General features: G+C 38.7%; 12 protein-coding genes. 6 read left to right on the plus strand and 6 right to left on the minus strand.

What is annotated here, in order from left to right; all coding sequences use genetic code 11:
- Positions 1-4: 4 nt before the first annotated feature.
- The 4 genes from PGN18_RS14105 to PGN18_RS14120 all read right to left on the minus strand — a co-directional run bounded on the left by PGN18_RS14105 (position 5) and on the right by PGN18_RS14120 (position 7,099).
- Positions 5-3,136, minus strand: a complete 3,132-nt coding sequence (locus PGN18_RS14105) for a SusC/RagA family TonB-linked outer membrane protein (RefSeq protein ID WP_335320177.1) — start codon at positions 3,134-3,136, stop codon at positions 5-7.
- 935 nt (positions 3,137-4,071) lie between these two features.
- Positions 4,072-5,037 (minus strand): glycoside hydrolase family 43 protein, encoded by a 966-nt coding sequence (locus PGN18_RS14110; RefSeq protein WP_335320178.1) that lies wholly within the window; start codon positions 5,035-5,037, stop codon positions 4,072-4,074.
- 397 nt (positions 5,038-5,434) lie between these two features.
- Entirely contained in the window at positions 5,435-5,641 is a 207-nt protein-coding gene (locus tag PGN18_RS14115; protein ID WP_335320179.1) for a hypothetical protein, read from the minus strand.
- A 318-nt stretch (positions 5,642-5,959) separates the two neighbouring features.
- Entirely contained in the window at positions 5,960-7,099 is a 1,140-nt protein-coding gene (locus tag PGN18_RS14120) for a TlpA disulfide reductase family protein (protein WP_335320180.1), read from the minus strand.
- An 869-nt stretch (positions 7,100-7,968) separates the two neighbouring features.
- Here PGN18_RS14120 and PGN18_RS14125 point away from each other — a divergent pair.
- Positions 7,969-8,166 carry an Eco57I restriction-modification methylase domain-containing protein gene (locus tag PGN18_RS14125; RefSeq protein ID WP_335320181.1) on the plus strand — a complete coding sequence of 66 codons (198 nt, stop codon included), beginning with the start codon at positions 7,969-7,971 and terminating at the stop codon, positions 8,164-8,166.
- 46 nt (positions 8,167-8,212) lie between these two features.
- The gene (locus tag PGN18_RS22445) at positions 8,213-8,335 is read left to right on the plus strand and encodes a hypothetical protein (protein WP_442955363.1); all 123 of its coding nucleotides are present in this window, start codon (positions 8,213-8,215) and stop codon (positions 8,333-8,335) included.
- Between the two features lie 964 nt (positions 8,336-9,299).
- Here the strand turns inward: PGN18_RS22445 and PGN18_RS14130 are convergent.
- Entirely contained in the window at positions 9,300-10,424 is a 1,125-nt protein-coding gene (locus tag PGN18_RS14130) for a catalase family protein (protein ID WP_335320182.1), read from the minus strand.
- Positions 10,425-11,172: 748 nt separating this feature from the next.
- On the opposite strand from PGN18_RS14130, the gene PGN18_RS14135 reads away from it, so the two are divergent.
- The 4 genes from PGN18_RS14135 to PGN18_RS14150 are packed head-to-tail and all read left to right on the plus strand — an operon-like array spanning position 11,173 to position 12,774.
- Positions 11,173-11,565, plus strand: a complete 393-nt coding sequence (locus PGN18_RS14135; protein WP_335320183.1) for a trehalase-like domain-containing protein — start codon at positions 11,173-11,175, stop codon at positions 11,563-11,565.
- Positions 11,562-11,846: a hypothetical protein gene (locus PGN18_RS14140; protein WP_335320184.1), complete on the plus strand. Its 285-nt coding sequence runs from the start codon at positions 11,562-11,564 to the stop codon at positions 11,844-11,846. The genes PGN18_RS14135 and PGN18_RS14140 overlap by 4 nt, the downstream gene beginning before the upstream one ends.
- 15 nt (positions 11,847-11,861) lie before the next feature.
- The gene (locus PGN18_RS14145; RefSeq protein ID WP_335320305.1) at positions 11,862-12,092 is read left to right on the plus strand and encodes a glycoside hydrolase family 15 protein; all 231 of its coding nucleotides are present in this window, start codon (positions 11,862-11,864) and stop codon (positions 12,090-12,092) included.
- Positions 12,022-12,774, plus strand: coding sequence for an alpha/beta fold hydrolase (locus tag PGN18_RS14150; protein ID WP_335320185.1), 753 nt, complete (start codon positions 12,022-12,024; stop codon positions 12,772-12,774). Before PGN18_RS14145 ends, PGN18_RS14150 begins: the two co-directional genes overlap by 71 nt.
- Positions 12,775-12,932: 158 nt before the next feature.
- Here the strand turns inward: PGN18_RS14150 and PGN18_RS14155 are convergent, their stop codons facing one another.
- Positions 12,933-13,829 (minus strand): SDR family oxidoreductase, encoded by an 897-nt coding sequence (locus tag PGN18_RS14155; protein WP_335320186.1) that lies wholly within the window; start codon positions 13,827-13,829, stop codon positions 12,933-12,935.
- Between the last annotated feature and the right edge of the window lie 260 nt (positions 13,830-14,089).

A 14,089-nucleotide genomic window follows, 5' to 3' on the forward strand; every position in this document is an offset into this window, starting at 1 on the left:
TTATTTAAAATGTGATGTTGAATCCTGCCATAAATACTCTTTGCTGCGGATATACTACTGCCGCGGGCGCTTCAATTTCCGGATCAATCTGGAAATGTTTTAGGTTGTCGAATGAAATCATATTCGATCCGTTTACGTAGAAGCGGATTTTCTGTGCTTTGATTTTTTCGGCAATGGATTTAGGAAGACTATAAGCCAGCTCCATATTTCTAACGCGGAGGTATCTTACATTTTTTAACCAAAAACTGTTGTTTCTACCATTTGGGCCTGAATTACCGTTGCGGATGGCAGGGTAGTAGCCCGGCACCCAAGCACTTGTAGGATCATAAGGATCGGCACGGTGCCATCTGTCTTCCAATAAATATGCAGGGGAGTTTCCTCCACCATGGAAGGCATTTCTGAGCTCATAATCCTGGTTCCATGACTGCATGGCGCCACCGGCTAAATCAATGTTCAGGTCGATCCCTTTATAGCTTAAGCCGATACGTCCACCAAATGACATCATTGGTGCCCAACCTGTAGGGTAACCAATCGGGCGCTGATCAAGATCATTGATTACACCATCACCATTGACATCTTTATAGATAAAGTCACCTGGTAATTGTGTCCTGTTGTTCTGACCATCATTGTTTATGCCATAGCTTCGGATTTCTTCTTCAGACTGGAAGCGGCCTACCACCTCGTAGCCCCACCAGATGCCTCCCCAACGGTTTTCATTTGAATTGGTATACTCGTTATATGAATTGCTGAAACGTGGTTTGTATGAATCCAATACTTTATACCTTGAAAAAGTAAAGTTTCCGCTCACTGTATAATTCAATTCGCCTACTTTACTGGCATAAGTGATAATACCTTCAGCTCCGTAGTAGCCATTGCTGTTTAAGTTCTCATTCGGTAACGTGTATCCGATTTCAGAAGGTAGTAACACATCATATCTTGTACCTGGATAACCTGTACGGATAATTTTAAATGCATCGGCAGTGAATGTTAACTTATTATCGAACATGCCTACATCGATACCCACATTGTAATTGGTGTTTTTTACCCACGAAAGATTACGTACCGGAAGGCCTTTAGGCTGAATTCCCGGATAATAGGTTCCGTTTAATACTGCGTTTCCTGAGTTCCAGTTGTAGCCGGACAGGTAGCCATGCATACCCACACCTTCTTCCAATCCGGTTTGACCAACTGAAACGCGGATTTTCATATCATTTACCACACCTTTCAATGGCTTGAAAAATGGTTCATCGGAGATGCGCCACCCAAAACTTCCGCCAGGGAAAAGTCCCCATTCTTTTCCTGAATAGTATAGGTAGGAGCCATCGTAACGACCCAGGATTTCTAACAGGTATTTGCCTTTATAATTATAATTCAAACGGCCAATAAAACCAGCTCTTGCTTCGTACAACCACTCATCGCCAATGCCACTGAGCTCGGAAATGGTGTTTACCAAAGGAATGTAGTTATTGGTCGGGTTGGAGCCAATTGCGGTGAGTGTTCTATCCCAATCAGAACGCTCATAGCCTGCCATCACGGAGAAGTTATGGTCGCCAATTTGCTTGGTATAATCCAATTGAAACTGTGCGGATCTGGCTACGGCTACACGATCGGTTTTGTAGCGCCATCTCGAATTGGTTCCGTTGCTGCGTACATACTGGCCGTTTTCATATCGGTAGACGTCGTAACTATACTGATATCCATCAAATTTGTTATTGGTGTAATTGTATGACACAATACCTTTAGCTGATAAACCAAATTTGGTTTTGTAGGTTGCCGTCATGTTTACATTCCCGCTCATGAAACTATTGTCTTTATATCCTGCAATATCACGGCTAAAAATGGCTGGGTTATAGGCGAACTCGTTGGTTTGGTTAGGATAAAGCGGATTATCGTTTGCATAAGGCGCCACTGTTGGCCTGTTTTTGAAAATCGCCAGGATAGAAGAGAAATAGCCATCTCCACCAGGTAAACCCACATCCTGTGTTTTCTCCTGACGGGCTGAGATCTGCGTACCGATAGTAAGACCTTCCAGAACCGTTGCTTCCAGATTGGCTTGCAAATTCGTCCGTTTATAGTTAAAATCTTTAATCATGGCATCCTGTTGCAGGTTACCTACTGAAACAAAGTAGTTTGATTTTTTGCCACCGCCGGTAATGTTTGCATTGATATATCTTTGAGGAATATCTTTACGGATGATCATGTCAGCATAGTCATATCCCTGATAACCTGGTTCGGTACCGGCCTGCCATTTGGCAAGTTCTGCACGGGTGTAAATCGTATTTGGATCGCGACCTTCATTTTGCGCTGCTTCTACCAAACCTCTGGTGTATTGAGCCGCATTTGCCATTTCAGGGAAACGGGTAAGGTTTTGCCAACCCAGGTAGCCATTGATATTGATTTTTACGGTTTCATCTTTTGAACCTTTTTTAGTGGTGATTAACACTACCCCTTTAGAAGCCCTGAACCCATAAACCGCTGCGGCAGCATCTTTAAGGATCGATATACTTTCAATATCTTCGAGGTTTAAAGAGTTGAAGATATCTGCGCCTGACGCATTTTGGGTTCCTACCCAGTCTGTTCCGGTCTGGCCGCCGTACGCAACACCATCAATTACAAATAGCGGGTTACCCATATTACGGACTTCAATACTGGCACCACGTCCGGGGCGAGCATCTTTAGCGCGTACAGAAATACCCTGTACCTTACCTGCAAGTGCTCCTGCAGTGGAAGTTGATGAGGTGCGTACCACGTCTTCCGATTTCAGGTTACTTACTGCTCCGGTGATGTTCCGTTTTGATTGCTTACCATAACCTACAACCACTACGTCTTCCAGTCCCTGGTCGTCGCTTTCCATTTTAATGGTAAACTGGGTTTTGTCGCCAATGGTGATGGTTTGGTTTTTGTAGCCGATGTAGGTTACCAGGAAGATACCCTTACTTGTGCTAAGGGCAAAGCGTCCCTGACCATCAGTTGTTGTAATTTCTTTCGGGACTGCACCGGGAACGACAATGGTTACGCCGGTTAGGGGTTCATTGAGTTCACTCAGTACTTGTCCGGAAATCTTGCGTTGCGCAAATGTGTAATAGGGAATTCCCCATACCATAAGGCATAAAAAGAAAATTTTCAGGATTCTCATGTTATATTTGGTTTTTGTTTAAAGTATAGTAATAGGTCAGTAAATTCGCCGGATTGCCAAACTACATATTAGGTATTTAATAAATAGCACCCTAATTAAGCAACTTCTATTTTGACAGAATTTGTCAAATTCTATCCTGCAATAATTATAAATAGAGATTTGATGTCCTACTACATCAAATTAGAACTTGCATTCTGTTTACCACAAAGAAAATTCAATCCGATTTCCCCTTATCGAAAAGCAACGCAAATTCAATTCACATCAATCTAATAATCTACATTCATTGAAAATGTTAATATGTATTCAGGTGCATAGGTATCCAGGTTCTGATGTTTACCGAATTTAACATCAACATTGTAACTTATACTTCACAGTATTAATAACATCATCCGTTTTCGAAATAATTTCAGTAAAATGTGATTTGGTTGCATCTGGTTTTGTATAATTCTGATTTACTTATCTTCGAAATTTATTTTATTTTCAAATGAAAGCAAGCCGCGTGATAGGCTGTGTAAGTAATATTCTGAGGTATTAAAACTAAATTCATTGTTTTATATTTGGTTATCGTAAATTTAATGATTTAAATTAATAAGCGTACTAGTAACACTTATTAATTTTTATAATTCGATTGCCTTGTAATAATTTGTATTCTTTTCAAAAGAAATCCGTTAAGAGTTAGTTAATGAACTTATTTGCCATTCTATGATTTCGAAATTTATAAGCAGAAGTGTACCTGTGTAATGTGCCGAGGATCGCGCTTGAAATAAATAATCCTATCTTGTGCCTCACATTGGTCTCTATGCAATTTAATTATTAGTATTACAATCTAAATTTTGTTATTAATTAAGACCATAGCCCTTAAAAGTTGGCTTGTTTAGAAAGGTGTTAAATTAATCAGATTGTAACTTTCTTAGTTTCAACTTTAGATGGCTTTATCATTTGACTTTCTTTACACCTTCAGTGGTCATTACAATTCTTTTAATTGTTCCATCATTATTGTAGTGGAGATAGTCAATGCAAACTGACCTTCTAAAACTTCCTCCATCTGTATTGACGGCTCCATTGTGATAAATGAAATAAGACTTGCCCTTAAATTCAATAATCGACTGGTGGTTGGTATTAGAATTTCCTGCTATTTCATTCAGAATGCCTTTGTAAACCCAAGGACCATTTATACTTTTACTCATGGCATATACAATCTTTTCTGGAAAACCTGAGGCATATGATAAGTAATACCAGGCTTTTTGTTTATGGATCCATGGGGCTTCTGTAAACTCTGGAATGTTAACTACCTGAATGGAACCATCCAACTCAATCATATTTGGTTTAAGCTTTACATAATAGCATCTTTGGTTTCCCCAAAATAGGTAGGCTTGTCCACCGTCATCAATAATTACTGTCGGATCAATATCGTCCCAACCAATATTTGTTGCCTTAGTCATATCATTTGTAATCAGCGCCTTTCCGAGGGCATCATTAAAAGGTCCGCGTGGATTATCAGATACTGCAACACCAATAGACTTTCCTGAAATACTACCATGTTCAACTGCGGTATACCAGTAAAATTTGCCATTCCGTTCAATTACCTGCGAAGCCCAGGCATCACCCTTGGCCCAGGCAAAGTTTTTAATATTCAGGGGCGAAGGATGGGCTTTCCAGGTAACCATGTCAGCTGATGAGTAACACAGCCATTCATTCATTTCGTAATATTCCTTTCCCTTTGGGGCTACATCATGTCCAGTATAGAGATAAACCGAATCGCCATATACATAAGCCGCAGGATCAGCAGTATATTTGTTGGTAATAATAGGATTGCCTTTGGCAATAACTATCTCTTCCTGAGCCTGAATAATAAATCCGTGCAGGCAAAGACCTAGAGATAATAGATTTACTTTTGTCATTTCTTATCAACTGTTTTTTAATTAGCCATTATCAATCATCATCACACAATAACTGTGAATTCTGATAGTGATTTTGGATTAGTACTACTTAGGGCTATTGATTTGCTCAGCCTTTGGCATTGGGTGCAATATTTTATTAATATCCTATTTAACACTAAGCATTTTGCGTGTGGTCATACATTATCGGATTCATTAAGCGTAATGAGAAGGCAACACCAGTACTTACGACACTTTTGGGAGTACATTTAATTTCATAAATTCTTACACCCTGTGTAGAATCTATCGGTAAAAATAAAATATTTAAATTAATAAACGTCATTTATACGATTATTTTTTTTTTAAATAGTATAAACAGCTATCATTATCTGTTCAATATGGTTTGATATGATTTGAATACCTAATTGTCTTTTCCTCCATCCTTGTTCACAAACTCGGTCACCTTGATTAATAATTGTATGTAAGTACTGGAAATCAACTGGTTGCCTAATTTGTAAAGATATCTCCGCATTTGCACCTTAAATACCTGACATTCAAATAAAGAAAAACCAGCGCCAATACTGTTTCCTGTGGCTTGCCGGTAAACAAAAAGCCTGTTTAGGCCCATCTCTGAATAATTTTTTTTTTAACATCAGAATAGTTGCTCTGACCGGTTATCCAAACTCTCCGATATTATCGCGATAAGATAATTCAATTTCCCCCCAGGTTCTGAACCCTGCCTAAGTTTACAGGTGAAAGCCCCACACCAAAATGGAGTACACTTATCACCTGCTCTCCCTAGATTGTGATCAATAAAGTATCTTCTGACTCTGTAAATATTTGAACGAAAATTAATCTTCGAATATAGTATAGTTCAGTAACCTATCGATCTTTTGGTTTAGAATCATTTTGAGCTTGACGACAGAAATTTACTTTTGGTATCTTTCTATTTGATTACTTCAGATAATTTTTTCTCAAGTTCCTCACCGCGCAGGTATTTGCCGATGATCTTCCCATTCGGATCAATCAAAAAGTTCATAGGAATTGCAGTTACCTCGTATAGCATCCCGGCTTCATTTTCCCAACCTTTAAGATCACCGACCTGTTTCCAGGTCAGTTTATCTTCTTGTATCGCTTTCAGCCAATTCGCTTTATCAGCAGCTTTATCCATGGAAACCCCAAGGATCTCAAAACCTTTGTCTTTATATTGTGCATAAGCTTTCACCAAGTTTGGGTTTTCACGTCTACAAGGTGCGCACCATGAAGCCCAGAAATCCACAAAAACGAATTTACCCCGATAGTCCGAAAGTTTCACCATTTTGCCATCGATATCAGGCTGCACAAATTCAGGAGCCTCGACCCCTTCCTGCGTTTTCTTTACAGAAGCGATCCTTGCAGCAACTTCCTTACCCAGGTATGTATTTCTCAGGGTTTCGTTAATGCCTAGAAAAATCTTTTCCATTGCGATGGCATCGAACTCTTTGCCTACGGCTGAGTTGAAAGCCATTACCGCCATGTATTGGTTGGGGTTCTTCTGTACATAATCTAGTTTGGTATCGATCATCTGTTTCTGGATGGCATTCGCACGATCGTCCAGTGTTTTCAGGTATTTCTCATCCTGTTTTTTCGCTTCCGGCTGCTCGTTGAATTCTTTGTCCAAAGCACCAAACTGATCATAGATAGGCTTCAAAAAAGCATCTACACGGTCACTTTCGGTATTCAGTGGAGAACTGGCGATCACTGCATTCTTAACAGAATCTTTTGCTGTCAGTACCATTTGTTCATTGTTGCCCAGCAGGAATGCCCTGACATCCATCTGAGAACGTTTTGACGGAACCATCGGACGGTTATCATGGACCACCCTGATATTGGCTTCAGTAATAGAAGCTACACTTCCTTTAAATTCGAACTTACCATCCACAATCATAGTGGAATCAACCTTTGAAGTGGTTCCGGTTTTGATCAGCAGATAAGCTTTTGCAGGCTTGTTCAATTTGCCCACTCGTGCCGTGATACTGTAATTGCTCTGTGCCATTACCGCAAATGGCACAGTAAGGGCCAGCATTCCTAAAATTATTTTGTTCATATTTTAACTTCTTTTATGGTTTATGATTGATTTTCGTATTCTTTCAGGATAATATACGTTTGTTATTTGATAAGGTAAGTGATCATATAGTGACGTTTGATGATGTAAAAGATTACTGTGGAAAATTTTTCAAGAAAGTTGATATCATGCATTTTAATTTGCTATAAAAAGCGAGATGCATATTTTGGCTGATCAGAATGGAAACACACTACCTTGTAGAATTCAAATTGAAAATGATGAGCTTTATATTTCGGATGCTAATGGCGATTTGTTCGAGCATCAAAGGAATGATCCTAAGAGCCTGAGAATACAAAAATCAATATTCCAAGAAAAACAAACTGTCATAGAGAATTCTCTTTTTGGAGTAAATATCAATTCAAATTCCGTTAACATATGCCGACTTCGCTTGCGGATTGAGTTGTTGAAAAATGCCTATTATACGGATGAACGACAATTACAAACTCTTCCAAATATTGACATAATTATTAAATGTTGCAACTCTCTGATTAGTCGTTTTGGTTGAGATGACAGTTTGAAATCAGTTTTTTAAAAACAAGGAAATCAATTACTCTATAGAAGAATACAAACAAGCGGTTTAAGACTACAAGGCAACTAACTCGAAGATTAAAAAAAGAGGAATAGAGGAATTTATAGATACGGTAAAAAGTAATGCTAAATCAACATCAGACAATAAAATAAACGATAGGATATCCAAAGCAGTTGGTGATTATCAAAAGAAGAACAACGATTAGAAAATCTTCGTTTATTCAATGAAAAACCGAAAAAGTCTGAAAAAGACAATCTAAGAAAACTGAAGGAGAAGGCAGATAAAACCTTAAAAGAGAAAGGGAGAGATTCTTAACAATGTAATGTATAGGAACGCGTTTGAATGGCGTTTCGAGCTTCCAGAAACGTTGGATGATGAAGGAAACTTCATTGGCTTTGATGCAATCATTGGAAATCCCCCTTATATCCAGTTACAAAAAATGGGTCTAGATAGCGCTGCATTAGAGAAGATAGGGTATAATACATTTGCTCGTACAGGAGATATTTATAGTTTATTGTAAGAATTAGGCCATCGGATATTAAAAAATTAAGGTCTATTGGTTTTTTATCACTTCTAACAAATGGATGCGAGCGGCCTATGGAAAAAGTTTGCGAAAGTTTTTTGTAGAGAAGACCGATCTGATAAGATATACAATCGTAATCTCCACAAAATACTTTATTGTAGTTTAGTAAATAAGACTCACAAAAATATTCAAAACAATATACTGAGTTAATTGTACGAATAACAGTTAGTTTGGTTTGGTTTAGTTTTAAAGATGGATGTCAATAAAACAGATATCATAGCCCTATAGAAATATAGGGCTTTTTCATATCATATTCTATACGTATGCCTTTCATAATAAGTCTTTTCCAATTGATAATCTGCAAAAACCTATATTAAACGAATAAAGATCTAGCAACATCTTCTTTGCTTAAAAACAATCTCTAGCTTTCAGTCTGCAAAATAAAAATGAACCCCATATTTAAATATCTATATACAGCATAAATACTCAATCAATCTTGATAATTGTATTCAAATAATTATTATAACTAAAAAAATTTAAGCTCGATGCAGTGGTATACAATCCTTATATATATCTGTTTTTCAGCTGTCAGTTTATATACAATACTTATGGTAAAAATAAAAATGTCTTACAAAACGAAAGTATTCATTCTCTACTGCACATTTTTTCTTTGCGCTGTTGATTTATTTGCTTAAAATACGGCAATGAGATAAAATATCTCACAAAACAGAGAAATATCTCCAACAATAATGTTATTGTCCGTTCATCCCATAGCGGTCGAATGAGGAATTAAGATAAGTCTGCCCTTCTCGACCAATGTAGATTCATGGTCTTAGATGTTTTACACATACAGTGAAAGGGCTATAACTTAATTTGTTATCAATTATATTATATACACCCCCCACTAAAGTTACAGCGAAAATTCAAACATAAAACTTTGCAATACGGTACCAGAAAACATATTCTTATAATCCGATATACATTTTCTTATTAACTCAGATCACCCTAAGCCCAGCGCCTTTATGCTATCATATTTTAGCTTCATTTATAATTGTTTTAACATGATTAAATATTACCGACGGTACGTACATATACAAAACTGTACTATAAAACAAAAATAAATTTAAAAGTTAATCAGGTAGCTCATCGATACTTGATGGTTCTATCCTTGGCTGGGCATTCATCTTATGTCTATAGCTTGATGAGGTTTCATAAGCGAGTCTTCTAACCCTCATAATATTTCCTAGCGGACGATGTTCCGGCAGACAATGAAAAGGATTGAAACTTAATACATCATCGCCATAAACTCTCCTTTCAGGGCTAAAACTATCCTGTGGCAAAATCGTTAGACTGGCGATTGGCTGGAAGGGGCTGTCTTCTTCCATCCATTGGACAGACCCATCTTCGACTGGCATTTTTTCAAGATCCTTGCATAGCTGTGCAGACAATTCATAAACTCCTGTCTGTTGTTCAAAGAAATTTTTTACAATTGTGGTTAGAAAAGTTTCAGGCTCATTCTTCCTTAACTCCTCATCCATTTCTTTACCATGTAGTGCCAGAACATTTTCAGATTTGGGTCCAATGGATATTTTTGCTACATAGTCCCCATAACGTATAGCTGCCATAGAAAAATAGCGATCACCGAGAATATGAGAACCTGGCGTCGCAAAGTGATTTGGTTCCTCCTCTTGTCCCAAGAGGTTTTTAATTTTGCGGCCCGCTACAAGCATGGCACCCTGGACGGATTGAATAAGTTCTGGTGTATTAATATGATCTTCTATCTGCTTTTGTTGGTCAAGGTAATCCTTAACCGTGCCTGCCGGAATTATCGGATAATTTACTAACAGAAAATCCTGAGTCAATGCATCTTTTTCTTCAGGCAGGTATTTCTCACCGTCCACCCCAATGACTTTTAGAGCCATGCCGCGTTGAGAGGATTTCTTATCAGGCTCAATCATACCTGGCGCGGTTGAAAAACGAATCACAACCGGATAGGTCTTCGGCTCACGAAATAAACCCTGCGCTAAATGCTTTGGAAGGTTATCATAGACCTTGAGTTCCCCGCGTAAAATCCCATGGTTTTTGGCATGTGCGTCACGCACTGCATGCCGGTAGCGCTCAAACATTATTTTGTTTACCCTTGCCATAGATTCAACAACCTCTCGGCTGTCCTCATCTTCATTAGGTTGTTTGACTTCTATGTTTTCGGAGTAAAAAATATATCCGTTTGAATCCTTAATATTGATATCTTGCATGCTATGTGTTGATTAGTATCGTGTGGAAAATAAGCTCTTACTTGAATGCTAATTTGTTAAAATGGTAAAACTTCTTTTTTAAAAGCGCGTAGTGATGTTATCAAATTCTATTATTCGGACTTTTTAACAACTTGATAAAACAAAAGGCTAATAATATAATAATCAGTATGCCGCCAAACGTATTAAAAGTATCTATCATAACTAGTTGGTTAGTGTTCTAAATTAGCTCCAACAAATTACAATAACGAATTTACACAAGATAGGAATACGAATAATCTAAGCGCAGTTTTCAAATAGTAGAAATGTGGTAAAGACTTTAATCAAAACTATCATTTTATACCACCAAAATGAAATTATTCTTATTAAGCCAACAATAAATTGCTTCAACAAATGTGGTATAAAATGAATTGAATTAATTTTTTTAATGACAGAATCAAAGTCAAGCTGAAAAGATTATTCATATCGAGTTCTTCATTATAAAAGACTGAAACAGTAAGCAGTAAGACAAACCGGATAGCGCTTCTAAATTTATATCCGAATGGGATAATCCTAAGCTTTTGAAGTTTAGAGATAAATGGTTTAGATAAAGCTGTATGCTTAAGAACAAAGCTGTGATATCTCTTGTTATCCATCACAATAAGATAATCATGAGCAAATTGCAGAATAATTTTATCGGCAGTATTCCACGGTAAATACAAGAAACCCCAATTATATCATTCCTAATTCCAGGGCAAACTTTAAAAAATTTATGAAGGCGGAACAAGCCATGATCGAAGATCTGGCCATCATCAGCGATCGCAGAAGCTGCGCTCTATTAGATAAAGCGGGAACCATTAACTGGTATTGCCCTGAGCGTTTCGATACTGAGGCCATATTCTCTAAACTTCTCGATAATGAACAGGGCGGTTATTGGTCGGTCAGTGCAAAAGATAAAAAATTTCTAACTCGCCAATTTGATGGGAGAAGCAGCGTACTGCATTCGTGTTTTTCTATCGGAGGAAAGGGACTGACCATGACCGATTTTATGCCTTTAGATGAAATTTTAAGGGCATTTGTAAACTTTTTAGCAATGCACCATCAGTTATCGAAAACAAGATTACGATCAGGCCAGATTATGGGCTCGCAGCAGAAGATTAAATGACTATATCTACCTCACGCATCAGATTGGATAAATCCGGGCTTTACCTTCACACTTCGCATCCGGTGTACGTAGAGAACGATATCATCCGTTTCGAAATTACTGCGGGAGAAAGTGGCTGGGCCTACTTAGGAAAGGCAAATAAAGTTAGCGAAGGTGATCTGCGAAAATTGCTGCAGACAATGCTCCAAAAATGGAAGAATCTGGAAATGCTCTTGGATTATCATGGTCCTTATGAAAACCAGGTGCGGTACTCTCTCAGAGCATGGCAACAGATGGTTTAAGAACCTACCGGAGGGATTACAGCAGCTGCCACCACTTCCCTACCCGAAGTAATTGGCGGTGAACGTAATTATGATTACTGGTATGTTTGGATGAGGGACGCAGCACTAATCACTGACGCAAATCATCACCAATGGGGAACTGGAAGAGAAGTTCATCACTTTTGTATCAGGTGCTATGGAAAAAAACGGGGAAGACCACATACAACCTGTTCTGGTACTCTTACACTATTTTGGCGGCTCGGCTAAGAGCTGGCAGTTTGTTATTTCAAAGCTGGAAAGCTATTATTCGTGTATTGCGATTGATTTGCCAGGTTTTGGAAACACTGCTATGATTGCTAAATCTTCGCTTAATAGTTACGCAGATTTTGTTCGGCAGGAGTTAATCGCTAAAGGAGTAACCCACTATATCTTGATAGGCCATTCGATGGGTGGTAAGATTGCTTTGCAGTGTGCTGTGGATGATTACAAAAATGAGCAGTTACGGGGTTTGATCCTGGTTGCACCATCGCCACCCAGCTTTGAAGATATTCCGGAAAGCGAACAGGCAAAAATGCGGGAAATTCCGGATATAGAACAGTCAAAGTCTAAAGTTGAGGCGGATACGGTGATCAGATTAACGGATGAAGGGTCCGATGTAGCCATTAATACCCCTTTGGAAGTAGCCGCGGACGCCAGGAAATGGTGGATTGATGAAGGTACACGTGAATCTATCGCTGATAATACCAGGCAATTAAATGTTCCTGTAACTCTTATTGTTTCAAAAGATGATCCTGCAATCAATTGGGCGATGACCCGAGAACAAACTCTACCCAATTTACCTCTCGATGTAGAAATTTTAACTATTGATACTATTGGTCATCTGATGCCGCTGGAAAATCCTACCCTTATTGCCTCCATGATATCAGAAACCCTAAATAAAAAGAAATAAAGCCTTACACCTATCTTACTGAACATCCTATGTACCCAGCCAGATGTGTGATATGAACTAGTTAGTGACTAAATCCAAATTGAATAACAAAAACCTGATACTGGAATGAATCATCATGTCCTGCACCAGGTTTATTCATAATATAATAGTCAACCAATTTAAGGGTGACCGTTTCCGCCGGCAGATCCATATATCTGCCCGGTAGCATAACTGGCAGTACTATCTGCTAACTGCACGTAAATTGATGCCAACTCAGCGGGCTGTCCGGGACGCCCAAGCGCAGTAACCTCTCCAAATTTTACAATCGCATCCTGAGGCTGTCCGCCACTGGTTTGTAGGGGCGTCCATACAGGACCAGGTGCCACACCATTTACCCTGATTCCTTTTGGCCCGAGTTGCTTTGCTAATGATTTTACAAACGCAACGTTTGCAGCTTTTGTTTGTGCATAATCGAAAAGGTTTTCTGAGGGATCGTAAGCCTGAACCGAACTGGTGGCAATGATCACCGCACCTTCCGGAAGTATGGGAATTGCAGCCTTTGTAATCCAGAATGGTGCATAAATATTGGTTTTCATTGTGGTATCAAATTGGATAGTGCTTATTTCCTCAAGGGATTCTATTGCCTGTTGATAACCGGCATTATTTACCAGGATGTCTATACCTCCCAGCTTTTCTGCTGCCTGGGTAACTAATGTTTTGCAGAATTCCTCCGAAGTAATGTCGCCAGGTATACCGTACCCTTTTCTTCCGGCTGCAGCGATAAGCCTGAGCACTTCATCTGCATCAGATTGTTCTTGTGGCAAATAGTTGATCACCACGTCTGCGCCTTCCCGGGCATAGGCAATTGCAGCTGCCCGTCCGATTCCGGAATCACCACCGGTAATTAGCGCTTTCCGGCCCTGTAGTCTCCCAGAACCTTTGTATGATTCCTCACCATGATCAGGAATAGGATCCATTTTTGAAGCTAGTCCCGGCACTTCCTGTGGCTGCTTTATGAACGGGGGGCGGGGATATTTGTTTAATGGGTTTTCAATTTTTTTCTTGTTTTCCGGCATCTTGATGTTTTTAAGTTATTTATATAATCCCTTGATCATTTCTCATCAGGGGGTTGCTATATTTGCATATATAAATTCAACAAGGCCTAATGTCTTTTGTTTGAATAAATAAAAGACATTTATAAACAATGCATTTAAACACTCTTTTGTTGAGAATTTTGCTCTTTGTGCTATTCGATCACTAGATAGAATTCAGAATTTTTGATAGCTGAAACTAAACAACATCGTCTCAAAAAACAATGGGTATTTATTAAGAAGCA

Origin of the sequence: Pedobacter terrae, from assembly GCF_036946585.1 — a bacterium.
In the GTDB taxonomy this organism is placed as follows: domain Bacteria; phylum Bacteroidota; class Bacteroidia; order Sphingobacteriales; family Sphingobacteriaceae; genus Pedobacter; species Pedobacter terrae_C.